Raw genomic sequence first — 23634 nt, forward strand, 5'->3', positions numbered from 1 at the left:
TGAACGAATCTGTCCGTTAATAAGGGATGAAAAAGGTGTGAATTTTCACACCTTTATTATATTTAAGAGAGGAATTTACATAAATATGAAATTAGCAATTTCTTATAATGAGATGGTAAAAGAATTTTTAGGGAAAGTAGAAGGAAGTATTAAAATACCTAAAGATGTGCAAGGAACGGAACTTAGGATAAAAAGGAAAACTGAACTATTTCCAAATTTGACTCATATTGTAGATTTAATAGGAGCGACTGCAACGTGGTTATATCATATTTCTAAAGAAAAACATATTGTCGTGCTTTATCATGTAAGAGGAAGTTTATTTCCGATTACTATTGAAGTTTCTAATTTTCTCTCCTATGAAAGTTTGAATTTACAGATTGAAGAGCAACTGGAACAAATTAAAGAAATGAATGAGGAAGAAATAGAAGAGTTTCAAAACGGTAATACATTATATGAAATGTCACCTATTATTATTGGTGAAACATATTATGAGCTACAAGACACGAATACATTACAATTTGTATTTAGTAAAAATATGCAAAGTGTAGAAATAATATTTAATAGTGTTAATTGGAAGGAAACAACGATTACTCGTTATGCACAACAAATACAAGGTGTTTTAATTGGTACATCACGAAATAAGAATAATTATATAAAGAATTTTAATATTATTACAGAGGCCGAGATGGCACTTTATAGTCAAGTGAATGATACGACAGCAGTATATCCTGAGAAAAGTATCGTCGATATGTTCTATAATACTGTTACTCAATTTCCAAATCGTATAGCTTTATCTTCAAGGGAAGGTACTTTAACTTATGAGGAGCTAAATAAAAAAAGTAATCAAATAGCTCATATGTTAATTAAAAATGGCGTCCAATTAGGAGACTATGTTGGAATATTTATGAAACGTAGCATAGACACAGTAGTAAGTATGGTAGCTATATTAAAAGCTGGTGCAGCGTATGTTCCGATTGATCCAGATTATCCGGAAAGTAGAATACAGTACATTATTCAAGATAGCCAAGCGAAAGTTATATTGATGAAAGAGACGCCTATAACATGTGATGGAGTTCAAACAGTTTCAATGTATGATAGTGAAACTTGTGAAGATATAGATGTAAAGTTGTCTATTCATTGTGATGATGTAGCTTATATGATTTATACGTCTGGTTCAACAGGGAATCCAAAGGGAACGATGTTAGCACATAGAGGGGTTGTTAATCTGTACACTTGGATGCAAAAGCAATATGAATTGACAGAAGAGGATGTATTTGCCCAATTTCCTTCTTTTAGTTTCGATGCTTCTGTATGGGAGTCATTTGCTTCTTTATTCTGCGGAGGAAACTTGTATGTATTATTAGAGGAAGAGCGATTGTCTGTAGAAGCATTTGCAAATGCAATCTATAAAGTGAAAGCAACTTCGATCTTGGCATTAGCAACAATTTTTGTTCGACAAGTAGCAACTTATTTAGCAGAAGAAGATATATATAAGCTAGCTTCCCTAAAAAGAATTGCGATTGGCGGTGAAATGTTGCCTGTAGAGGTTATTAAATTGTGGAGAGAAAGGATAGGTACAAATGTTGAAATTCATAATGTATACGGACCGACAGAATGTACTGTAGTGACGACAACCTATAAAATACCTAGTCAGTTAAATGAGGATGTTGCGAGTATTCCCATTGGTAAACCATGTGCTAATTATCAAGTTATGATTTTGGATGAGAATATGAATCTTTGTCCAATTGGTGTACCTGGTGAATTATATATAGATTCAGTAGGATTAGCAAAAGGGTATTTTAATAAGCCTAATAAAACAATTGAAGCTTTTATTCAGAACCCTTTTAATCCTATAGTTAATATATATAAAACAGGTGATATTGTTAAGTTGTTAGAGGATGGAAATATAGAATTTTTACATCGGAAAGATGATCAAGTAAAGATTAGAGGACATCGTATTGAACTAGGAGAAATCCAAAGTAAAATTTCTCAAAATCATAATATAAAAGAAAATGCTGTTTTTGCTAAGAAGAGTAAGGAAGGTAGCCAATATTTAATCGCGTTCTATACAACTTTAAATAAAAAAGAAATACCAGAATTAGTTTATCAGTTACAAGAGCAATTACCAGATTATATGGTGCCATCTAAACTAATTTATATTAATGAATTACCACTTACACCTAATAAAAAGATTGATGTTAAGAAGTTAGCTCAGTTAGAAGAAAAGTATGAACCGGTTCGTCTACAAGAATATGTTGCACCTTCTAATAAAGCAGAGAAACAAATAGCGCGCGCTTGGGCGGAAGTATTAGGAATTTCAAAAGTTGGAGTGCATGATGATTTCTTTACAATTGGTGGACATTCATTAAAAGTATTACGAGTCTTAACATTGTTAAAAGAAGATTTTTCACATTTAACAATTCAAGATTTCTTTAAAGAAAGAACGATATATGGATTAGCTCGAATTGAGCGAGAAGTAAAAGTAGAGAAAGAAGAAGTATTTCGTGAATATAAACTGATTCACGAACCAGATAATATTACGTATGCAAACGTTTTGGAAGAAACCCAGATTTCAAATGTCTTTTTAACAGGAGCTACTGGTTATTTAGGATCACACATATTATATGAATTGTTGAGAGATACATCTGCTACTATTTATTGTTTAGTAAGACCAACCAAAGATGTGCAACAAAGAATTATAGATACATTAACAGGCTACTTTAGTGATATATGTGAAGAATGGTTACAGCGTATACAGGCCGTAGCTGGTGATCTGGGGGAAGAGTATCTTGGGATGAGCGAAGAAGAATTTATGTTCATCAGTTCTAAGATGGATACGATAATTCATTGCGGTGCAGATGTAAGACATTTTGGAGATGTAAAACAATTTGAAAATATAAATGTCCAAGGAACTAGCCGTATGCTAGCATTAGCGGAGAAAGGTGCTACATTCCATTTTATTTCTACAATTGGTATCCCGTTAGAATTAGCGGTAGATCAATGGGATACATACATGAAAACTGGTGATTTTAATTACAGTGTAGACTTAGAGAATGTATATTCAAATAGTAAACTACAAGCGGAAAACATTGTTCGTGAAGCAATGAAAAATGGTTTGCGCGGAAATATTTATCGTGCAGGTAATTTAGCATGTCATTCAGAAACAGGTTCGTTCCAACAAAATATTGAAGGAAACGCATTTTATCGTCTTATTAAAACAATGCTATTAATTGGGAAAGCACCAAATGTGAAGTGGAAAGTTGATTTCACACCAATTGATTTTGCTAGTAAATCAATTGTATCGTATTTAAAAGATTCGCAAATTGTAGGAGAGACGTTACATATTTGTCATCCACATCAAATTGAGTTTGAACAATTTATACAGTTAATTGGAGAGTGTGGATACAATCTTGAAATGGTTCCACTTTCAGAATATGTAAATACCGGACTTGAATTAGCGAAGGAAAATGAAGTAATAGCAGAGTTAATTGCTTCTCAAGTTGCAGGAGATGGAGCGCAGCAATCTGAAATTGTAATGGGTACGCGTAGAACGAATGAATGGATTAAGAAAAAAGAATTGATAGTACCAGCAATCAATAAAGAATTTATACAGCAGTTATTAGCTCATGGTGAAAAAGTTGGATATTTTCCAAAAATAATGAAATGATTATGCATGCTTTTGTTTGTTCAATAAAATAAATCATGCTACAATGAAAACGAATTAAGGACCGGGGAGCCAATTGGCTGAGAGGATGTAAGTAAACATCGACCCTCAACCTGATCTGGATAATGCCAGCGTAGGGAGTTACTTAAAGTGATGTAGCATATGTTATTCTATAATAACTTGCATACAAGGCTTTCCTACGCAGTAGGAAAGCCTTTTCTTATTTTTGAAATCTAATTTTATAAGGGGGATTTTATTATGTCACAACAAGTTACAATGTCATTTTCAGTAGTACCACAAGCGAAAACGAAAGATGTATATTCTGTTGTCGATAAAGCAATTGAAGTTGTGCAACAATCGGGAGTTCGTTATGAAGTAGGGGCAATGGAAACAACTTTGGAAGGAGAATTAGATGTACTTCTTGATGTCGTTAAACGTGCGCAACAAGCTTGCGTCGATGCTGGAGCAGAAGAAGTGATTACTTCTATTAAAATCCATTATCGTCCAAGCACTGGTGTAACGATAGATGAAAAGGTTTGGAAGTACCGTGATGAATATGCAAAACCAGAAGCAATCTAAACTTATTACAACTATTTGGCTTATCCTTCTCATTGCGATATGGGAAGGATCTGTTTCATTATTTAAAATCGAACCGTGGATTTTACCAAAGCCTTCTGCCATTGTTCAAGAATTAATTGGGATGAAAGATTTACTATTACCAAATACGATGCAAACACTGCAGGAAGTTATAATTGGACTATTCTTTGCAATTTTATTGGGGACGAGCATCGCAATTATTATGGACGTTATACCGTTATTTCGTATTTTAATAAATCCATTGCTCGTTATTTCGCAAACAATTCCAATTGTTGTACTTGCACCGCTATTTATTATTTGGTTTGGATATGGGATGTTGCCGAAAGTAATGGTCGTAATACTCGTTTGTTTCTTCCCAATTGCGCTTAGTATTTTAGAAGGTTTTCAAACAGTAGATAAAAACATGTTGAAGCTTTTACAAACAATGAAGGCGACAAAATGGCAAGTTTACCAGAAAGTAAAATTTCCAGCAGTGCTTCCATACTTTTTCTCCGGTTTAAAAATTGCAGTTACATATAGCGTAATGGGGGCAATTATCGGAGAATGGCTCGGTGCAAGTGAAGGATTAGGCGTTATGCTTACGAGGGCTACAAAATCCTTTTTGACTGCCCGAGTATTTGGTGTTGCAGCAATCATCGTTATAGTGACATTATGCCTGTATTTTATCGTAGAGTTTATGGCAAGAATAACAGCACCATGGATATATAGAAAGGACGGCAGAAAATGAAAAAAGGTTTGAAAGTTATGTTAGCTGCCTTAGTAGCGGTAGGTGTGGCTGGATGTAATCCGGCGAAGAAAGAAGAAAGTGCAAGTAAAGATCAAAAAGTAAAAGTAGTATTAGATTGGTTTCCAAATACGAATCATACTGGCTTGTATGTAGCGCAAACGAAAGATTATTACAAAAAGCAAGGATTAGATGTAGAAATTATTCAACCAGGTGACAATGTAACAGTAGAGCAAATGATAGCATCAGGAAAAGCAGACTTCGCAATAAGCGCACAAGAAAATGTAACATTAGCTCGTGTGGAAGGAATTCCTGTTGTATCTGTAGGAGCGATTATTCAGCATAACACTTCAGCGTTTGCATCGCTTAAGAAAGATAATATGACGTCACCGAAAGATTTTGAAGGTAAACGTTATGGCGGCTGGGGAGGACCAGCGGAAGAAGCGACATTAAAGACGATTATGGATAAGCATCAAGCTGATTTTAATAAAGTTGAAAAAATCATCTTAGGACAAACAGATTTCTTTAAATCAATCGGCCGTGATGCAGATTTCGAATGGATTTATTACGGTTGGGATGGTATTGAAGCGAAGCGCCAAGGAAAAGAGTTAAATACGATTATGGTGAAAGACTTAGATCCAGCGCTTGATTTCTATAGTCCTGTTATTATTACGAGTGAAAAACATACGAAGCAAGATAAAGACTTTGTGAAAAAGTTTATGAGTGCAACAACAGAAGGTTATAATTTTGCAATTAAGGAACCGAAAGAAGCTGCTGATATTCTAATTAAAGCTGTTCCAGATGTAAATAAAGATTTAGTTCAAGAAAGCCAGAAATGGTTAAGTACGAAGTATCAAGATGATGCGAAAGCATGGGGAGTACAGAAGGAAGAAATTTGGACGAATTACATGAATTTCTTATATGACAACAAAGTTATTAAAAAGAAAATCGATGTAAAAGATGCTTTTACAAATGAATTCCTTCCAAGTGAAAAATGAGCGGATTACAAATAAAAAATATAGTGAAATCTTTCGACGGAAAGAATGTATTAGAGAATATTAGTGCCTCTATACAAGAGGGAGAGTTTGTTTCTTTTGTAGGACCGAGTGGTTGCGGGAAAAGCACATTATTAAACATGATTGCAAATGTTGAAAAACCAACAAGCGGGAACGTAATGTATAAAGATAAGCAAGTACAAGAGCAAGATGTTGTTAGTTATATGCCACAACAAGATTTATTACTACCGTGGCGATCAGCTTTGCAAAATATCGTTCTTCCGTTAGAAATTGAAGGAAAGCCGAAAAAACAAAGGCTGACAGAAGGAATGGAAGCATTAAAGCAGTTCGAACTAGATGAATATGCAGACCATTATCCAGATGAATTGTCTGGTGGTATGCGTCAAAGAATTAGTTTTCTGCGCACATATTTATGTGAAAAGCCAATTATGCTGCTTGATGAGCCTTTTGGAAAGTTAGATGCATTTACAAAAATGGAAGTACATAGCTGGCTTTTAAACTCTTGGCATCAAGAGAAGCAAACAATCGTTATGGTTACACATGACTTAGATGAGGCAATCTTGCTTTCAGATCGCGTATTTATTTTATCTCAAAGACCAGCGTCAATTGTTGGCGAGGTACAAGTGAAATTACCTAGACCGAGAACGATGGATATGTTAACATCACTCGAATTAAAAAAGGATAAAGAAGAGATTTTAAGTGTGTTAGCTCCTTATATGAAAAAATAGAAAAAGCCTTTTAACAGTTGTTAGTATAATTACTGTTAAGAGGCTTTTTTTAGAATATGAAAAGATGGAGAAGGAACAAAAGGGAAAATAGAGAATAGAATATAACAGAGTAGTTTATACTCTTAATATAACAAATGTTAAAGGAGTGAAAGGATAAAATGACTTTATCAACTGTTCTTCAAATGGTTTTAGCTTGATATGGGAGAAGTCTGCCCATTTTTTAAGATTAAGCTAAATTGAAGACAGCAGGTAAAGAACCTTAATCCTTTTTTACGATAATATGTAATGGGTAAGGTGTATTCACCTTACCCATTTTTATATGCATAATTAAATAAGGATTCATACTGTTGGTCTCTCTATTTAGCTTATGGACGATAAGTAAAGGAGAGAAAAAAATGAGTATATTAACAGTAGAAAATTTAAGTCATTCGTATGGTGAGAAAACCATCTTATATAATGCATGCTTTCGATTATTAAAGGGGGAGCATGTTGGGTTAGTAGGGAAAAATGGGATTGGAAAATCAACACTGCTAAGAATTTTAACAGGAGAACTTATACATGATGATGGGAACATTGAATGGTTTCCACATGTGAAGGTTGGATTTTTGCAGCAGCATATAGATTTACAAGAAGGAATAACAATTGCAGGATACTTGCAAAGTGCATTTTCTAACTTGTATGCGATTGAATACGAAATGTTAAAAATTGCAGAAGAGATGGCTGAAGCAGTAGAAGTAGAAAAATTGTTAGTAAGGTATGGAGAGTTACAAACTATATTGGAAAACTCTAATTTCTATCAAATTCATACAGAAATTGAAGAAGTGGCAATTGGTTTAGGGCTGTTTGAAATAGGATTGGAAAAGGATGTTTCAAAGTTAAGTGGAGGACAGCGGACAAAGTTATTACTAGGAAAGCTTCTTCTAGAAAAAGCTGATGTTTTATTGCTAGATGAACCAACGAACTATTTAGATACAGCACATATAGAATGGTTGCAATCGTACTTGAAACTGTACGAAAAAGCTTATATTATCATTTCGCATGATGAAGTATTTTTGAACAATATTACGAATGTCATTTACCATCTAGAAGAACGAAAAGTTAAGCGATATGTAGGGGATTATGAAAAGTTTTTACAAAGTTACCAAGTACAAAGGAAACAATTACAATCGGCGTATGTGAAACAACAAAAAGAAATTGCTCAGTTAGAAACATTTATTCAAAAAAATAAGATTCGAAAAGCAAAACAGGCAAAAAGTCGAGAGAAAGTATTGGAGAAAATGCAAAGGGTTGAAAAGGTTAATAATATACCTCGGTCCCGTTTTGCTTTTACTGTTTATAATGAACCAGTAAGTCGTATATTACAGGCTGAGAAACTAAGAGTGGGTTATAGTGAGCCGTTATTTCCAGACTTGAATTTACAAGTGAAAAAAGGAGAAAAGATAGCTGTTGTTGGTCATAATGGTATTGGAAAAACGACAATGTTAAAGACGTTATTAGGTCAAATAAAGCCGCTAAGCGGTTCAATTTTTGTTGGGGAACGAGTAAATCCTGCTTATTTTGCACAGGAAGAGTTTGCTTCAGAAATAACACCGTTAGAGAAAGTTTGGACAGAACGACCAGATATGACAAAGAAAGAAGTGCGCCAAGCATTAGCGAAGTGTGGATTGAAAGAAGAACACGTATTAAAACCTATTCGTTTATTAAGCGGTGGAGAGCAAACGAAAGTGCGTTTATGTGAACTTATCGTAACAAAAAGCAATGTTTTAATTTTAGACGAACCGACTAATCATTTGGATGTAGAAACTAAGATGGCTTTACAGGAAGCGTTACAACAATACAAAGGAACAGTTTTAATTGTCTCGCATGAACCTTCTTTCTATGAATCGTGGATAACAAAAGTATGGAATATAGAAGATTGGAATGCTGAACAATATGAATAAAGAAAAGGCATTAGCTTTTATGAGCTAATGCCTTTTCTTTGTGATTAACATGATTTTCGAGAACTCTTACATGAGAATTGTATGAAGAAGCACTCTTATGGTGCGCTTATAAGCGTGCTTTTTCTTTTGTTATATTTATAATAATACGAAAGCCTTTCCCTAACAGGTGACTATCTTTCTTTATATATATAGATAGTTCAAAATGGAATGAAAATAATTCCTATATGTAAAGGATAATGTGGATATTATAGGAAGACAATAGAAATTAAAGGAAATTCATGTAAAATTCAAATGAACTTCATATAAACTTCATATTAGAAACTAAATATAATTATAATAAGTTATTGTAATGTTTTTTATTTTTCGTAAAATTAAAAGTTTGAATTTAGGAGGTATTGCTCGAACCTAAATTCAAACTTTAGTGAAATAATTAATGGATATTACGTCTAGTTTTCGCTAATGACGGCATTTAAAAGTTCGGCAGGATTACCTGTTCCTGCACCACCAATTGTAATAGATCCGCCAGGAGGAATTTCGCCATTCCATCCTGCGTTCGTAATTACATAATGATTATTTGTTTTACTATTAATTTTAGAATCCCAAACTTGTGTTAAATTGCCGCTATAATCAAATTCTAATTTCCAATTTTTAATAGGGGTCGTTCCATTATTTTTGATTATAATCGAGAAGTTATAACCGCTGCCCCAATTCGAAGTGACTGAAAATGTAGCAGTGCCATTTCCATCAGGAGGTGTCGTATTAGCTTCATCTGTTTTGACAGTAAGAGCGGTAGGTTGTGATTTATTTCCAGCAGCATCTTTGGCAATTACTGAAAATGTGTATTCCGTATTAGGTTTTAAGTTTTTAATTGTAATGCTATTTGTTGTTGCACTCCATTTTTCTTCTCCGGCAGTAATTTCGTATTCAGTAACGCCTACGTTATCAGTGGATGCAGTCCAACTTAATTGAACTGAGCTTGAATTTTTATTCGTAACTACAATATTTTTAACATTTGTTGGTGGCTCAGTATCTTTTTGACTAATAGGTCCACCAAGTAATTCTTTTACTAGCGTATCAAGTAATTTTGGACCACTACAACTATATTTTGGACTTGTACGGCAATCCCCGCTTAGTTCCCAAAACATTGCTCCACTTAAACCCTTCGTCTTTATATAGTCTGTTTTATATTTCATAGATTCATTGTCATCGTAGCTAATAAATGTGCCTGTAGTCGCATTATATAAGTAAGGTACTTTAGCTGTGTCATTCCAGTAGCGTACAAAACCATTTTTATTAACGTAATTGGCTGCTAAATCACCGTAATCATACACACCTGTGTCACCGGTAGAATAATCATCCCAAGTACCTTTAGAAGCAAGTTTCCCATCACTACCTGGTTTGCAAGGTTGATATTGTCCGTTATTTTCTTTTCCACAACTTTTCCAGCCACGTCCATAAAAAGGTACGCCTAATACTAGTTTATCCACTGGAACACCTTCATTGGTATAAACGTCTATAGCACCATCTACGTAAAAATTCGTATTTGCTGCTGGGTCATTTGGATCCTTGTATAGAGCTGCATTATGATTAGAAGTAGCTTCCCATCCACCGTGGAAATCATATGTCATAATATTAATCCAATCGAGTATTTGAGAAATTTTCTTTAGCTCTGTATGATCAGCGTAGCGTTGACTTGCACCTGACGCGATTGTTAGTAAATATTGTTTGCCATCTTCAGCACCTGCTTTATTCAAAGCATTTCGGACGTCTTGAAGAAGAAGAGTGAAATTTTGTTTATCTTCAGGACGATAACTACCACCAGGAATCGTTTCAACGCTCGGATATTCCCAGTCTAAATCTACGCCATCAAATCCATATGCGCGAAGAAAAGCTACTGTAGATTCGGCAAATACTTTTCTTGTCTTTTCATCAGCGGCCATATCAGAAAAGCGGTTAGACCAAGTCCAGCCACCAACGGAAATTATTGTTTTTAAATGAGGATATTTAGCTTTTAATCGTTTTAGTTCTCCGAAATTTCCGCAACGGGCATATTTATCGCAATCTTCCCAAGTTGTACCTGAGCCAGGATACGATTTGGTAACATCAGCCCATGGTTCACCGAGTACGAGAGTACCATTAGGAACCTCTTTATTTTGCAATGGTACACCAGATTCTTTACAGTTCCACGTTTGTTTATTTGGATTATCCGGATGGGTAGAAGGATTTCCATGTTTTCCATTCCAACAAATATCCGCGAAAGCATAGTTAAGGTGAGTAAGTTTTGATGCATCAATGTCAGCAACTTGATAATTACGTCCGTAAACGCCCCACGAAGGAAAGTACCCAACAATTTTTTGACTTTGCTTTGGTGAATCTGCTAATGCGAGATTAGGAGTAATAAAATTTGTGAGAAAAAGAGGTAAGAAAAGTAGTAGAGATAGTAATAGCAGTGTGAATTTTTGAGACCTCATAGCCATTTCTCCTTTCAAAATAAAAGATATATTTAAAGGCATACGCCAATAAATCAAAATGAATCTAGACGTATGAAACGTCTAGATAAAATGATCAGACATCACGAAGTCTATACAAGGGAGCTGGGGGTGATTAAATCGTAACAAATGTAAGATTTAGTGTAAACGCTTTATTAAGTTGAAAAAGACTTTCTCAATACAAAAAGGCTTGAATACAAACTATATATGAAAACGAAAGGTCGGTATGGGAGGAAATAGCTCATTATAAATAAATTTGAGAAAAAATTGTATGGAGCCAATTATTAAAGACGTAGAAAGATAAGGAAATATCATGTAAAATAATAGTAAAAATATGTAAAGGAGGGAATAGTGTGGATGTGTTTTTGAACATTGCTGAAGAAAAAATTCGACAAGCAATACGGAATGGTGATCTTGATTATCTTCCGGGAAAAGGAAAACCACTACAATTAGAAGATTTTTCAATGGTACCTCCAGAACTTAGAATGAGTTATAAAATTTTAAAAAATGCGGGAATGATTCCACCAGAGATGGAACTACAAAAAGATATATTAAAAATAGAGGATCTAATTGCCTGCTGTTATGATGAAGAAGAGAGAAAGAAATTACGAGAAGAGTTAACAATAAAAACGTTACGTTTTCAGCAGGTAATGGAAAAGAGAAAGATTAAAGATAGTTCAGCTTTTCGTATGTATCAAGACAAAGTATTTCGTAAATTACGCTAAGAGGGATAAGATGACTACATTTAAAACGATAGAAGAAATAGCGACCTATATCGAAGAACAACAATTGGTACTTCTGTTTATTAAAACGGAAAATTGTGGTGTTTGTGATGTTATGCTAAGAAAAGTAAATTGCGTATTAGAGAATTATGATTACGTAGAGAAAATAGAGATATTACTACAAGACATGCAAGAGATTGCGGGGCGATATGCCGTATTTACAGGACCGACAATTTTATTATTTTATAATGGAAAAGAGATCCTTCGAGAATCGCGCTTCATTTCACTTGAAAATCTAGAGAGAACCATTCAATTATTCGAGGAATAAGGGAGGCTTTTATATGGAATTTATTATTGTCATACTATTATTTGTTGTAGTTGGAATAATCGTAACAGCAGTTCGATCGAACAAAAAGAAGGTAAATCTTACAAAACAAAATAACATTCATAATTCATCTAACAGCTCATCACCATTATTTCTCTTTGCTGGATCTGATAATGATAGCTCGCATGATGGCGGCTCACATGATTGTGGAGGGTCTTTTGGGGGAGATAGCGGTGGAAGCTGCGGTGGTGGCGGTGATTGATGAAAATGCGCCTTATATAGGCGTATTTCTTTTTAAACAAACGTTTGATTAGTTGGCTTACATATTGCATAAACACAGTTAAACAAACGTTTGATTAATATTTTTAATATACCAAGGGGAATGGAAATGAAAAGGGAACCGAAAGTGAAAAATAAGGGGAAAGTAGTGTTATTTTTATTAGCTGCGGGAGGCGTATTTCTTGTTAAATTAGCATTTAAATTTGGAACGATACATATGATTCGAACTTGGTTTGAAAGTACGTTTTCTTAAATAAGGAATATATCCTCTTGCGATAGAGGTTTTTGATTTGTTATTATTAGACTGAACGGTCGGTTTAAAGAGGTGTGAATATGAGAAGAAGCGCAGAAGAGATAAAGAAAGAAATTGCATATAAAGCAGAAAGTCTATTTTCACAGAAGGGCTATGCAGCTACATCTATGGAAGAGATTTGTGAAATTACAGAGCGAAGTAAAGGAAGCATTTATTATCACTTTAAAAGTAAAGAAGAATTATTTTTATTTGTAGTGAAACAGCATACGTATGATTGGGTTGAAAAATGGAATGAAAAAGAGAAGTTGTATAGTACTAGTACTGAAAAACTATATGGTCTCGCGGAATATCATGTAGAGGACATACAGCAACCAATTTCAAATGCAATAGAGGAATTCTCTATGAGCCAAGTTGTAAGTAAAGAGATTCTGGATGAACTGTTAGCTTTAACTAGAGAATCATATGTTATGTTTGAGAAATTAATTGAAGCAGGTATACAGTCTGGAGAGTTCCGTGAAGATAATGCTCGTGATCTTATGTATATTGTGAACGGATTATTATCAGGGCTTGGAGTACTTTACTACGAGTTAGATTATAAAGAGCTGAAACGTATTTATAAAAAGGCAATAGATGTATTGTTAAAAGGAATGGCAGCTGAATAATAAGTCAGTTGCTTTTCTTACAAAACAAATTAGACCGAACGGTCGGTTTATGGAAGGGGAATGAAAGTGAAAGCTTTATTTAAAAACCGAGCATTTATGCTCGTTATGGCATCTGATATTTTACAACAATTTGCAATTTGGATCAGAAATATGGCTCTTTTATATTTCATAATGGAGCGGACAAATAATGATCCAGTTTCAGTGTCTCTATTATCTGTCATGGAGTATGCACCTATCTTTATTTTCTCGTTCATTGGTGGTGCATTAGCAGATCGTTGGAATCCGAAAAGAACAATGGTCGCTGGAGATGTGTTAAGTGTACTGTCTATTATAGGAATTGTCTTATTATTAAAATTTGATTATTGGCAGGCTATATTTTTTGCAACACTCATTTCCGCGATTGTAGGTCAGTTTTCTCAGCCCTCATCGTCGCGTATATTTAAGCGCTATGTAAAAGAAGAAGAGGTAGCAAATGCGATTGCATTTAACCAAACATTACAGTCATTATTTATGATTTTTGGACCAGTTGTAGGATCAATTGTGTATACAAAACTTGGCTTATTTACATCACTATATAGTTTAATCATTTTATTTTTGTTATCTGCTATCGCCCTTTCATTTTTACCAAAATGGGTTGAAAAAGAGCAAGTGGCAAGAGATTCATTAAAAAATGATATAAAAGAAGGATGGAAATACGTTCTTCACACGAAAAATTTACGTATGATTACGATCACTTTTACAATTATGGGTTTAGCTGTTGGATTAACGAATCCATTAGAAGTATTCCTTGTAATTGAACGTTTAGGCATGGAAAAAGAAGCTGTTCAATATTTAGCAGCAGCTGATGGAATAGGTATGTTAATCGGTGGTATTGTTGCTGCAATTTTCGCTTCAAAAGTGAATCCGAAAAAGATGTTTGTATTCGGTATGGGCATATTAGCGATATCATTTTTAGTAGAAGGGCTATCTACATCATTTTGGATTACTAGTTTCATGAGATTTGGAACAGGTATTTGTTTAGCTTGTGTTAATATCGTTGTCGGTACGCTTATGATTCAACTTGTACCAGAAAATATGGTTGGAAGAGTAAATGGGACGATTTTACCACTGTTTATGGGAGCAATGTTAATTGGAACTTCACTAGCTGGAGGATTAAAGGAACTAACTTCACTAGTTACTGTGTTTTGTATAGCGATGGCACTTATTTTATTAGCGATAGGGCCAGTTCTACGTATGCAAATAAAGAAAGAAGCTGTCGCTAATAAAGAGGAACTAACAAATTCTTTAGCTTCGAAATAACTATTGTAAGGGAGCAAAATTGCTCCCTTTTTCTTTGAGGAACTTTTGACAACTATATGAGCCAATTATATACTGATGTTGTAAAAACGATTTTACAGGTTAGGAGCAATGGTGTGAAAAATCAAATCTATGAATTACGCACTGAAAATAATATTTCACAAGGCGCATTAGCTGATAAATGCAAGGTTTCTAGACAGACGATAAATGCAATTGAGAATAATAAATATGATCCAAGCTTAGCGTTAGCATTCCGTTTAGCTGAAGTATTAGGAACAACTGTTGATAAATTATTTTTGTACAAGCAGTAGAGTCGTTCATTATAAGGCGCACCTTTAAAAATAAAAAAGATCCTCTTCTTATGAGAAGAGGATCTTTTCTTATAGCGTTTTAGTCTTTGGACTAGGTGGTGTAACGGATGTATTATTTTCTGGAACTCTAGTTAGTAAGAATCCTCCGATAATAAACAGAACAATAATACTAAGAACACCAGCGTTTGTTTTTCCTGTTAATTGCGTTGTAACACCGACTAATACCGGACCCATAATTGCGGCAAACTTCCCAAATATATTATAAAATCCGAAGAATTCATTAGCAGATTCTTTTGGTACTAGTTTTGCAAAGTATGAACGACTTAGTGCTTGAATACCACCTTGAGATGTAGCAACTAACATTGCTAAAATCCAAAAATCAAGTGTCGTTTTTAAGAAATAAGCATATGTGCAAATGATGATATAAATAATGATACCGACATATAACATTTTTTTACCAATAAATGTTTCAGATAGTTTTCCGTATAGTAACGCAAATGGACAAGCGACAATTTGTGTTACAAATAATATGATTAATAGATTCGTTGCACTGATACCGAGGTCGGTTCCGTAAGCTGTAGACATAGTAATAATTGTATCGACTCCGTCAATATAGAAAAAGTAAGCAATTAGAAACATAAATACAGTTTTATATTCTTTAATATTTTTAAAAGTATCAGCAAGACGTTTGAAGCTCATTTTAATAGGTCTTGGATGACGCTCAATATAGTGTGTTTGCTCTACGTTTTTAAGCATTGGAATTGTAAATAACCCCCACCAAAGAGCAGTTATCGCAAATGAAATTTGACTAGCAATGCCAACTGATAAAGGGATAGTTCCTTTTTGAGCAAGAATAATAAGAGCGATACAACCGATAAAAGGAATAGTACTCCCAATATAGCCTAAAGCGAAACCTCTTGTAGAAATTCGATCCATTCTATCTTCAGAAGTGACATCTACTAAAAATGCATCATAGAAAATGTTGGCTCCAGCAAAACCAACTAAGGCGAGCATATAGCATCCTAATAATAAGTACCACTGAGATGTTGGAACGACTGCTAACATACTTGTAAATACGATACCAAGTCCAAAGAAGAATGTGAAAAATCGTTTTTTAAATCCTTTATAATCAGCAACTGTGCCGAGAATAGGAGCAAGTATAGAAATTAAAAGTGTAGCGAACGAGTTTGCATATCCCCAATATGCTGTTGAAGTTGCACCAGATAGCCCGGCTTCTTTTGCAGCTGCTTTAAAGTAAATTGGAAATAATGCAGTTGTAATGACGAGCGAATATACCGAGTTCGCCCAATCGTATAATATCCAGCTTTTTTCTTGTCTGGACATTTTTTTCATATAGTGTTCCCCCTTAAATTTGTTCTACTAACAGTGTACAAAAATAAAAATTATAAAAAGAGAAACAGTGATGATTTTTACAGAACTTTTACATATATACACAGTTCTTTACAATTGGAGTAAATCCTCTACAATTGATCCGTCTGTTTCGCCTAAGTGTAAACCGAGTAGTCTAGCGATAGTTGGACCTTCATCAATAAGTCTCATATACGGGACGGTAACGCCGGTTTTTATTCCTTTTCCAGCAGCGATAAAAATTGTTTCATAGTTAGGTTTTGTTGGAGAGTATCCATGCGTACCAAATGTATATTTTTTACTAGGCGTAACATCTTTTTCAGTAATGTCTTTTATAAAATCTCCTGTATAGTTTTCAGTGAAATAATACCCCTCTTGCGCTTCTAACATAAATAAACAATTACCATCTGCACCGCAGTCTTTCGCAGCTTCATCATGAAGTATAAATTCAATTCCATTCTGTTTATTTTGCAGCAGTTCTTCAAGGAGTAGTTGTACTTCTCGAATTGTATCCGTATCATTTTTGTCTTTCACATATACATAGGCAGACCCGTCGCAACTTTGACAATAGGCCTTCCAATCTACTAATAGCCCTTTTTTATTTATAGATACGAGGCCTTTTTGTTGGAATAGCACATTTAATTGAATCGCTTTGTTTTCACTTAAAGCGCTATGGTCACCAAGAGCGATAATTGTACTCTCTTCGTATAGGTCACTGTCTTTTAAAGTTTGAATAATTTTCCCGAGCCGCTCATCATGTCTATGAATTGCAGCTATTGTTTCGTTAGATTCAAAGCCATGATAATGTCTTTGCATGTCTAAATCAGTGAAATGTACGAACATAACATTAGGCTTTTTCGTCTGAATGGTGTGTACAGCAGAGGCGAGGACGAAATCATCCAGCTCTGGTTGTGATAAACCATTTCTTATATGGCCGAAACGAAGATTTAAATCTAATTGGTATAGTGGGCTACCGCTAAATAAGGAAACTAACACTTGATTTTGCCAAGGTCTATTGGGGAAAATTTCTGGTAAATTGTAATCAATGTTTGCTCTCCCAGTAACAGGCCATAGAAGGGCAGCTGTCGTTAAATTTGCTTTACGCGCTTCATCATACAATGTTGTTCCTTTTATCGATTTTCGGTACCAATGCCAATCAGGTGATTCACGTCCTGGTTGAAGTAACGTATTACTAACAACACCGTGCTTGTTAGGGTAATTACCGGTTACGATTGTTGAGTGGCTTGGATATGTTACAGAAGGATAAATTGGTTCTACTTTTTCGACAACCGTGCCCTTTTTTATTAGAGATTGGAAATGAGGTAGTTTTTGTAGTATAGGAAAATCTAAAGCTGATAAACAGTCGAATGATAAAATAATGACACGATTCGTTAATGCTTTATCCATAAAGTAATCCTCCTAATTATATAAAACCTATTCTTATATATTACTATTAATACCTAGTAATAAAAATATGTTTCTGAATAAAATTTATTGTTTATTTTCAGAAAAATTAAACATATAATAAGTATAAGGGAATCTATGGACGGAGGGAATAGTATGGACTGGTTAGATGGATTCGGTATATTTTACATCATTGGTGGCATCACAATTCTCCTTGTATTTGCTATTTCATATTTACTAAAGAAACGTTTTCCAGACAAACAGTTTGATATTATATTTGCACTGATTGTAATACTTCTTTGCTTAGCATCATTTCCTGTTACCATGATGGTTATTGGTGGGTGGGAAGGAATGGGATATGGATTTATTGGTTTCTTCGTTCTACTAGGTACACTTATTGGTATGATTGCACATCAACTTGTAAAAATCTCTCGAAAAAGCTACGTATAAAACTGTAAAAAATGAAAAGAATATATAATAATAAGAAAATTAGCTATTGTTTTAAAAAAGAATTTGTATTATGATAATCAACAAATTTATTTCGTTATAACGATGAAAAAGGACTAGTACATATTCAACCTTTTTAGCAGAGAGAGAATCCGCCAGGCTGAAAGATTCTTAAAAAGGCAATATGGAACCTGCCTTTGAGTTCTGCATATGCAGCGGGAATTTCCCGTTATCAAAAAGAGAGCATGCGCAATTTTTGTGCATGAATCAGGGTGGTAACGCCGGCAAAGCTCGGTCCCTATTTAGGGACGCGGGCTTTTTTGTATTTTCTAGAAGGAGGAAGACTGACTATGGCAAAAGAACAAGTGCAAGCCATTACGAAGATGGAAGAGGACTTTGCGCAGTGGTATACCGATATTGTAAAAAAAGCCGAACTTGTTGATTATTCAAGTGTAAAAGGGTGCATGATTTTACGTCCGTATGGTTATGCCTTATGGGAGAATATGCAGAAGGTGATGGATGAGAAGTTAAAAGAAACTGGCCATGAAAATGTATATATGCCAATGTTTATCCCAGAGAGTTTATTGCAAAAAGAGAAGGATCATGTTGAAGGATTTGCTCCTGAAGTAGCATGGGTTACACATGGCGGGGATGAAAAGTTAGCGGAAAGACTTTGTGTACGTCCTACATCTGAAACTTTATTCTGTGAGCACTTTTCAAAAATTGTGCAATCCTATAATGATTTGCCAAAGTTATATAATCAGTGGTGTTCAGTAGTTCGTTGGGAGAAGACAACTAGACCATTCCTTCGTACGACTGAATTTTTATGGCAAGAGGGTCATACAATCCATGAAACGGCAGAAGAATCGCAGGCTGAAACATTAAATATTTTAAACTTATATGCTTCTTTCTGTGAGGATTATTTAGCGATACCAGTTATTAAAGGACAAAAAACAGAAAAAGAGAAGTTTGCTGGAGCAAAGGCAACTTATACAATTGAAAGTTTAATGCATGATGGAAAAGCGCTTCAAACAGGAACCTCTCATAACTTTGGGACGAATTTCTCAGAAGCATTTGATATTAAGTTTTTAGATCGTAACGGTAAATGGCAATATGTGCACCAAACATCTTGGGGTGTATCAACAAGAATGATAGGCGGGCTAATAATGGTTCATAGCGATAATAATGGACTTGTAATGCCACCAAAAGTCGCTCCAGTGCAAGTTGTTATTGTACCAATTGCTCAGCATAAAGAAGGAGTTTTAGCAAAAGCAACAGAGTTACAAGGACATATTCAAAAGGTTGCACGAGTAAAAATAGATGCTAGTAATAAAACGCCTGGTTGGAAATTTAATGAGTATGAAATGAAGGGTATTCCAATTCGATTAGAAGTTGGCCCTAAAGATATTGAAAAGAATCAAGTTGTACTTGTAAGAAGAGATACGAAGGAAAAAGAGTTTGTACCAATGGATCAATTAGAAGAACGTATTCCAGCATTACTTGAAGAAATTCATATTGCTTTATTTAATAAAGCAAAAGCATTTCGCGATGAGAATACGTATGCTGTGACAAATTTCGAAGAGATGAAAAAAGTAGCTGACGAAAAGCAAGGCTTTATTAAAGCGATGTGGTGCGGGGAATTGGCTTGTGAAGAGAAACTAAAAGAAGAGGTGGGAGTATCTTCACGTTGTATGCCTTTTGAGCAAGAGCATTTAGCTGAAGAATGTATTTGTTGTGGTAAAGAAGCTAAACAAATGGTGTATTGGGGAAAAGCATATTAATACTCTTTTGATAGGGGATAAAAAGGACTTTGGGCTGCATAATAAAATGCAATCCAAAGCCCTTTTTGGTTTTATACAGTATTTCATGTATTCTTTAGATGGAAGGATGTTGTTCTTATTTTACGTTTTTAAGACGAATAAACAGTAACATACCAATTAGGAATGTTGAAAGACCCATTAAAATAGATATAGGGTAATGCGTTGCAGTATTAGGTAATTTATCACCTTGTTTTTTTGTATTATCTTTTACATTACCACCTTGAGAACCGTTGCCCTTCTGAGAATTGCTATCGCCTTTAACACGATTGCCGCCGTGAGAGCCATTACCGCCTTGAGAACTGCTATCACCTTTAACACGATTGCCACCTTGAGAGCCACTGCCACCAGAACCGTTACCGCCAGAACCATTGCCACCAGAGCCATTGCCACCAGAGCCATTGCCACCAGAGCCATTGCCACCAGAGCCATTGCCACCAGAGCCATTGCCACCAGAGCCATTGCCACCAGAGCCATTGCCACCAGAGCCATTGCCACCAGAGCCATTGCCACCAGAGCCATTGCCACCAGAACCGTTACCGCCGGAACCATTACCACCGGAACCATTGCCGCCAGAGCCGCTACCACCAGAACCATTATCGCCGGAACCGTTGTCACCAGAGCCATTGTCACCAGAGCCATTGCCACCAGAACCGTTACCGCCGGAACCATTGCCGCCAGAGCCACTGCCACCAGAACCGTTACCGCCGGAACCGTTGCCGCCAGAGCCACTGCCACTAGAACCGTTACCACTGGAACCATTGCCGCCAGAGCCACTGCCACCAGAACCGTTACCGCCGGAACCGTTGTCACCAGAGCCACTGCCACCAGAACCGTTACCGCCGGAACCATTGCCACCAGAGCCACTGCCACCAGAACCGTTACCGCCGGAACCATTACCGCCGGAACCATTGCCGCCAGAGCCGCTGCCGCCAGAACCACTATCGTCCTGAGAACCGTTATTTCCTGGAGGTTTATTATTATCCTTTAAATTTCCTTCGGCAAAATGATCGCTATTTTGTACAATAGCGTTTGTTAATGGTTGGAAGTTCTCAGTTGCAGCATTACCGATATTTAAACCGCTAAAAAAAGATAAAGAGAGTGTTGATGCTAAAATGAAGATTTTCGTCATGGTTTTCCTCCTAAGAAATTAATATTCCATCTAAAATACATCCCTTTGTAATATTTCTTAGGAAAAAGAGTTTTATGCAAAAAAAACTATATATAGAAAAAGGTGGTGTATTTGTCAAAGCAGAAAAGAGTTAATGTAGATTTCCTACAAATAGTAGAGGCGGGGAATTTACATTCATAACGGTAGAGGAAGTGGCAGTAGATGAAAGAGTACATAGCGTTTGATATTGGCGGTACGCAAATTAAGTATGGCATTGTTTCAGAAGTAGGGAGAGTATTAAAGCGTAAAACAGTTGCAACAGAAATTCATTTAGGCGGAGAACAAATTATTCAAAAACTTATATATGTATCCAAAAAAATAATGAATGAACATACTATTACAGGAATTGGTATTAGCACTACGGGAATTGTTGATATTAATAAAGGAATTGTGACGGGAGGTGCGGATCATATTCCGGGATATAGTACTATTCCTATTATTGATAGATTGCAAGAGATATTAAAAGTTCCAGTATCGATTGACAATGATGTGAATTGTGCAGCGTTTGGAGAAAAGTGGAATGGTAGTGGAAGAGAGAAAGAGAACTTTATTATGCTCACCCTTGGAACAGGAATTGGAGGAGCAATTTTTATAGATGGAGAATTGTACCGAGGACATTCATTTAGTGCTGGTGAATGGGGGAATATGTTAATAGAAGGAAAAACGTTTGAAGAGGTTGCTTCGATTTCAGGATTAATTCGGCTTGTAAGAAAATATAAAGGCAAAGGCGAGTGGAATGGGAAAAAAATTTTCGAGTTGTATGATAAAGGAGATTGGGAAGTTGCTCAAGCAGTTGGGATCTTCTTTAAACATTTGGCGATCGGAATTAGTAATCTTGCTTATATTTTTAATCCAGAAACGATTATTATTGGTGGAGGAATTACCGATAGAGGAAATGAGTTTTTAAAAGAAGTAAAAGAGGAGGTCAGTAAATACTTAAATCAAGAGATTTATAATAATTGTGAGATTGAACTTGCACAAAACGGTAATTGTGCAGGAATGATTGGTGCTATTTACCACTTCTTACATCATCATAAGTAAATTATATGAATGTTTTCATATAACTGAGAATTTATCCTTTTTATCGCTAGGTAAATAATGCTACAATATAAGAGAAGAATACAATATTTTCCGATTTGGAAAATGCTTTGTAGAAAGGGAGAAACTTCATGCCTATTATTTTAGAAAAAGGTCAAAAGATCGATTTAACGAAAGGACAACCAAAAGTAGCAAAACTACAGGTTGGCTTAGGCTGGGATCCAATTGGGCAATCAGGTGGATTTCTGTCTTCATTATTTGGAAGTAAACCAAATGTAGATTGTGATGCATCTGTTGTTATGTTAGAAGGAGATCGTTTTTTAAACAAAAATGATTTAGTTTACTTCGGAAATAAACTTTCTACTTGTGGTAGTATTATTCATTCAGGAGATAATTTAACAGGCGAAGGCGCTGGTGATGACGAAACAATTTTCGTAGAATTACATAAAGTTCCGAGCCGTATTAATCGTTTAGTATTCGTTGTAAATATTTATGACTGTGTAAATCGTCGTCAAGATTTCGGGATGATTCGTAATGCATATATTCGTATTCAAAACCCGCAAACTGGTGAAGAATTAGCACGCTATAATTTATCGGATAATTATGCTGGCAAAACGACTCTAATTGCAGGTGAAATGTATCGTCACGGAAGTGAATGGAAGTTTTCAGCAGTTGGAGAAGGAACACAAGATAAAAACTTAAGTGAGATTGTATCACGTTATCAATAAAATAACCGAGGAGGAATTGTATATGGCATCAATTTCATTGAAAAAAGGACAAAAGGTAGACTTAACAAAAACGAATCCAGGTCTTTCAAAAGTTCTTGTAGGACTTGGGTGGGATACGAATCGTTATGATGGACAAAACGATTTCGATTTAGATGTTAGTATTTTCTTAGTAGGTGCTAACGGTAAAGTTTCAGGTGCAGAGGATTTCGTCTTCTATAATAACCCAAAAGGTGCGAATGGTGCTGTAGAGCATTTAGGAGATAACCGAACTGGCGAAGGTGAAGGCGATGACGAATCGATTAAAGTAGATTTGAAAAATGTACCTGCACATATCGAACGTATTTGCTTCACAATCACGATTTACGATGGAGAAGGACGCAGCCAAAACTTTGGACAAGTTTCTAACTCTTTCGTACGTATTTTAGATGAAGAAAAGAATGCAGAATTAATTCGTTACGATTTAGGAGAAGATTTCTCTATTGAAACAGCCGTAGTAGTAGGTGAATTATATCGTCATGCAGGTGACTGGAAATTCAATGCAATCGGAAGTGGATTCCAAGGTGGGTTAGCGTCTCTATGTAATAATTTTGGTTTAGATGTAGAGTAATAGATTTGATTTATATATCCATCGGTGAAATGCGTGTATACCGATGGA

22 protein-coding genes, 1 riboswitch and 1 other annotated feature are annotated in these 23634 nt (G+C 35.3%); of the genes, 18 read left to right on the forward strand and 4 right to left on the reverse strand.

The genetic code is table 11. From position 1 onward, the window contains the following. Window positions 1-85 precede the first annotated feature (85 nt). The 6 genes from MHH27_RS02570 (at window position 86) to MHH27_RS02595 (ending at window position 8669) form a co-directional block, all read left to right on the forward strand. Window positions 86-3667, forward strand: a complete 3582-nt coding sequence (locus tag MHH27_RS02570; RefSeq protein WP_098236013.1) for a non-ribosomal peptide synthetase family protein — start codon at window positions 86-88, stop codon at window positions 3665-3667. Between the two features lie 52 nt (window positions 3668-3719). Beyond that, a riboswitch (TPP riboswitch) is annotated at window positions 3720-3821 on the forward strand. Window positions 3822-3922: 101 nt separating this feature from the next. Further along, window positions 3923-4243 carry an MTH1187 family thiamine-binding protein gene (locus MHH27_RS02575; RefSeq protein ID WP_000082906.1) on the forward strand — a complete coding sequence of 107 codons (321 nt, stop codon included), beginning with the start codon at window positions 3923-3925 and terminating at the stop codon, window positions 4241-4243. Further along, window positions 4215-4988, forward strand: coding sequence for an ABC transporter permease (locus MHH27_RS02580; protein WP_001057164.1), 774 nt, complete (start codon window positions 4215-4217; stop codon window positions 4986-4988). Before MHH27_RS02575 ends, MHH27_RS02580 begins: the two co-directional genes overlap by 29 nt. Next, window positions 4985-5983, forward strand: a complete 999-nt coding sequence (locus tag MHH27_RS02585; protein ID WP_340941572.1) for an ABC transporter substrate-binding protein — start codon at window positions 4985-4987, stop codon at window positions 5981-5983. The genes MHH27_RS02580 and MHH27_RS02585 overlap by 4 nt, the downstream gene beginning before the upstream one ends. Beyond that, the gene (locus MHH27_RS02590) at window positions 5980-6729 is read left to right on the forward strand and encodes an ABC transporter ATP-binding protein (protein WP_000016079.1); all 750 of its coding nucleotides are present in this window, start codon (window positions 5980-5982) and stop codon (window positions 6727-6729) included. The genes MHH27_RS02585 and MHH27_RS02590 overlap by 4 nt, the downstream gene beginning before the upstream one ends. A gap of 395 nt (window positions 6730-7124) precedes the next feature. After that, window positions 7125-8669, forward strand: a complete 1545-nt coding sequence (locus MHH27_RS02595) for an ABC-F family ATP-binding cassette domain-containing protein (protein ID WP_098236012.1) — start codon at window positions 7125-7127, stop codon at window positions 8667-8669. Window positions 8670-9115: 446 nt separating this feature from the next. Here the strand turns inward: MHH27_RS02595 and MHH27_RS02600 are convergent, their stop codons facing one another. Then, window positions 9116-11140 (reverse strand): glycosyl hydrolase family 18 protein, encoded by a 2025-nt coding sequence (locus MHH27_RS02600; RefSeq protein WP_340941574.1) that lies wholly within the window; start codon window positions 11138-11140, stop codon window positions 9116-9118. 371 nt (window positions 11141-11511) lie between these two features. Here MHH27_RS02600 and MHH27_RS02605 point away from each other — a divergent pair, with 371 nt between their 5' ends. The 7 genes from MHH27_RS02605 (at window position 11512) to MHH27_RS02635 (ending at window position 15006) form a co-directional block, all read left to right on the forward strand. Then, window positions 11512-11883: a DnaJ family domain-containing protein gene (locus MHH27_RS02605; protein ID WP_000382370.1), complete on the forward strand. Its 372-nt coding sequence runs from the start codon at window positions 11512-11514 to the stop codon at window positions 11881-11883. Between the two features lie 10 nt (window positions 11884-11893). Next, complete coding sequence (locus MHH27_RS02610; protein WP_000206513.1) at window positions 11894-12208, forward strand: thioredoxin family protein; 315 nt, start codon at window positions 11894-11896, stop codon at window positions 12206-12208. 13 nt (window positions 12209-12221) lie between these two features. Further along, a complete protein-coding gene (locus MHH27_RS02615; RefSeq protein ID WP_098236010.1) occupies window positions 12222-12467 on the forward strand; it encodes a hypothetical protein in 246 nt (81 codons plus the stop codon). 126 nt (window positions 12468-12593) lie between these two features. After that, window positions 12594-12737 carry a hypothetical protein gene (locus MHH27_RS02620; RefSeq protein ID WP_000817981.1) on the forward strand — a complete coding sequence of 48 codons (144 nt, stop codon included), beginning with the start codon at window positions 12594-12596 and terminating at the stop codon, window positions 12735-12737. A gap of 80 nt (window positions 12738-12817) precedes the next feature. After that, a complete protein-coding gene (locus MHH27_RS02625) occupies window positions 12818-13399 on the forward strand; it encodes a TetR/AcrR family transcriptional regulator (RefSeq protein ID WP_001254447.1) in 582 nt (193 codons plus the stop codon). A 66-nt stretch (window positions 13400-13465) separates the two neighbouring features. Beyond that, window positions 13466-14698 carry an MFS transporter gene (locus MHH27_RS02630; protein WP_340941577.1) on the forward strand — a complete coding sequence of 411 codons (1233 nt, stop codon included), beginning with the start codon at window positions 13466-13468 and terminating at the stop codon, window positions 14696-14698. Window positions 14699-14754: 56 nt separating this feature from the next. Further along, window positions 14755-15006, forward strand: a complete 252-nt coding sequence (locus MHH27_RS02635) for a helix-turn-helix transcriptional regulator (protein ID WP_002023181.1) — start codon at window positions 14755-14757, stop codon at window positions 15004-15006. A gap of 69 nt (window positions 15007-15075) precedes the next feature. Here the strand turns inward: MHH27_RS02635 and MHH27_RS02640 are convergent, their stop codons facing one another. Further along, window positions 15076-16359, reverse strand: coding sequence for an MFS transporter (locus tag MHH27_RS02640; RefSeq protein ID WP_098251214.1), 1284 nt, complete (start codon window positions 16357-16359; stop codon window positions 15076-15078). A 108-nt stretch (window positions 16360-16467) separates the two neighbouring features. Continuing rightward, window positions 16468-17781 (reverse strand): alkaline phosphatase family protein, encoded by a 1314-nt coding sequence (locus MHH27_RS02645; protein ID WP_340941579.1) that lies wholly within the window; start codon window positions 17779-17781, stop codon window positions 16468-16470. 153 nt (window positions 17782-17934) lie between these two features. Between MHH27_RS02645 and MHH27_RS02650 the strand changes: the two genes are divergently transcribed. Then, window positions 17935-18228: a YesK-like family protein gene (locus tag MHH27_RS02650; RefSeq protein ID WP_000383860.1), complete on the forward strand. Its 294-nt coding sequence runs from the start codon at window positions 17935-17937 to the stop codon at window positions 18226-18228. Window positions 18229-18321: 93 nt separating this feature from the next. Next, window positions 18322-18528 (forward strand) — a binding site (T-box leader). Window positions 18529-18575: 47 nt separating this feature from the next. After that, the gene (gene proS / locus MHH27_RS02655) at window positions 18576-20006 is read left to right on the forward strand and encodes a proline--tRNA ligase (RefSeq protein WP_090978240.1); all 1431 of its coding nucleotides are present in this window, start codon (window positions 18576-18578) and stop codon (window positions 20004-20006) included. A gap of 115 nt (window positions 20007-20121) precedes the next feature. Here proS and MHH27_RS02660 read toward each other — a convergent pair whose 3' ends face one another. Beyond that, a complete protein-coding gene (locus MHH27_RS02660; protein WP_340941582.1) occupies window positions 20122-21174 on the reverse strand; it encodes a cell wall anchor protein in 1053 nt (350 codons plus the stop codon). 201 nt (window positions 21175-21375) lie between these two features. Here MHH27_RS02660 and MHH27_RS02665 point away from each other — a divergent pair, with 201 nt between their 5' ends. The 3 genes from MHH27_RS02665 (at window position 21376) to MHH27_RS02675 (ending at window position 23586) form a co-directional block, all read left to right on the forward strand. Then, entirely contained in the window at window positions 21376-22254 is an 879-nt protein-coding gene (locus MHH27_RS02665; RefSeq protein ID WP_090978242.1) for an ROK family protein, read from the forward strand. Between the two features lie 128 nt (window positions 22255-22382). Beyond that, window positions 22383-22979, forward strand: a complete 597-nt coding sequence (locus tag MHH27_RS02670; protein WP_001121586.1) for a TerD family protein — start codon at window positions 22383-22385, stop codon at window positions 22977-22979. Between the two features lie 22 nt (window positions 22980-23001). Then, window positions 23002-23586, forward strand: coding sequence for a TerD family protein (locus MHH27_RS02675; RefSeq protein ID WP_000146729.1), 585 nt, complete (start codon window positions 23002-23004; stop codon window positions 23584-23586). The last annotated feature ends 48 nt before the right edge of the window (window positions 23587-23634 follow it).

This window comes from Bacillus sp. FSL L8-0152, from assembly GCF_038006365.1.
Classification (GTDB): domain Bacteria; phylum Bacillota; class Bacilli; order Bacillales; family Bacillaceae_G; genus Bacillus_A; species Bacillus_A cereus.

Bases quoted from the DNA above. Each gene is read 5' to 3' on its own strand.
- MHH27_RS02570 (WP_098236013.1), top strand. From the start codon at position 86: ATGAAATTAGCAATTTCTTATAATGAGATGGTAAAAGAATTTTTAGGG.
- MHH27_RS02575 (WP_000082906.1), top strand. From the start codon at position 3,923: ATGTCACAACAAGTTACAATGTCATTTTCAGTAGTACCACAAGCGAAA.
- MHH27_RS02580 (WP_001057164.1), top strand. From the start codon at position 4,215: ATGAATATGCAAAACCAGAAGCAATCTAAACTTATTACAACTATTTGG.
- MHH27_RS02585 (WP_340941572.1), top strand. From the start codon at position 4,985: ATGAAAAAAGGTTTGAAAGTTATGTTAGCTGCCTTAGTAGCGGTAGGT.
- MHH27_RS02590 (WP_000016079.1), top strand. From the start codon at position 5,980: ATGAGCGGATTACAAATAAAAAATATAGTGAAATCTTTCGACGGAAAG.
- MHH27_RS02595 (WP_098236012.1), top strand. From the start codon at position 7,125: ATGAGTATATTAACAGTAGAAAATTTAAGTCATTCGTATGGTGAGAAA.
- MHH27_RS02600 (WP_340941574.1), bottom strand. From the start codon at position 11,140: ATGAGGTCTCAAAAATTCACACTGCTATTACTATCTCTACTACTTTTC.
- MHH27_RS02610 (WP_000206513.1), top strand. From the start codon at position 11,894: ATGACTACATTTAAAACGATAGAAGAAATAGCGACCTATATCGAAGAA.
- MHH27_RS02615 (WP_098236010.1), top strand. From the start codon at position 12,222: ATGGAATTTATTATTGTCATACTATTATTTGTTGTAGTTGGAATAATC.
- MHH27_RS02620 (WP_000817981.1), top strand. From the start codon at position 12,594: ATGAAAAGGGAACCGAAAGTGAAAAATAAGGGGAAAGTAGTGTTATTT.
- MHH27_RS02625 (WP_001254447.1), top strand. From the start codon at position 12,818: ATGAGAAGAAGCGCAGAAGAGATAAAGAAAGAAATTGCATATAAAGCA.
- MHH27_RS02635 (WP_002023181.1), top strand. From the start codon at position 14,755: ATGAGCCAATTATATACTGATGTTGTAAAAACGATTTTACAGGTTAGG.
- MHH27_RS02640 (WP_098251214.1), bottom strand. From the start codon at position 16,359: ATGAAAAAAATGTCCAGACAAGAAAAAAGCTGGATATTATACGATTGG.
- MHH27_RS02645 (WP_340941579.1), bottom strand. From the start codon at position 17,781: ATGGATAAAGCATTAACGAATCGTGTCATTATTTTATCATTCGACTGT.
- MHH27_RS02650 (WP_000383860.1), top strand. From the start codon at position 17,935: ATGGACTGGTTAGATGGATTCGGTATATTTTACATCATTGGTGGCATC.
- proS (WP_090978240.1), top strand. From the start codon at position 18,576: ATGGCAAAAGAACAAGTGCAAGCCATTACGAAGATGGAAGAGGACTTT.
- MHH27_RS02660 (WP_340941582.1), bottom strand. From the start codon at position 21,174: ATGACGAAAATCTTCATTTTAGCATCAACACTCTCTTTATCTTTTTTT.
- MHH27_RS02665 (WP_090978242.1), top strand. From the start codon at position 21,376: ATGAAAGAGTACATAGCGTTTGATATTGGCGGTACGCAAATTAAGTAT.
- MHH27_RS02670 (WP_001121586.1), top strand. From the start codon at position 22,383: ATGCCTATTATTTTAGAAAAAGGTCAAAAGATCGATTTAACGAAAGGA.
- MHH27_RS02675 (WP_000146729.1), top strand. From the start codon at position 23,002: ATGGCATCAATTTCATTGAAAAAAGGACAAAAGGTAGACTTAACAAAA.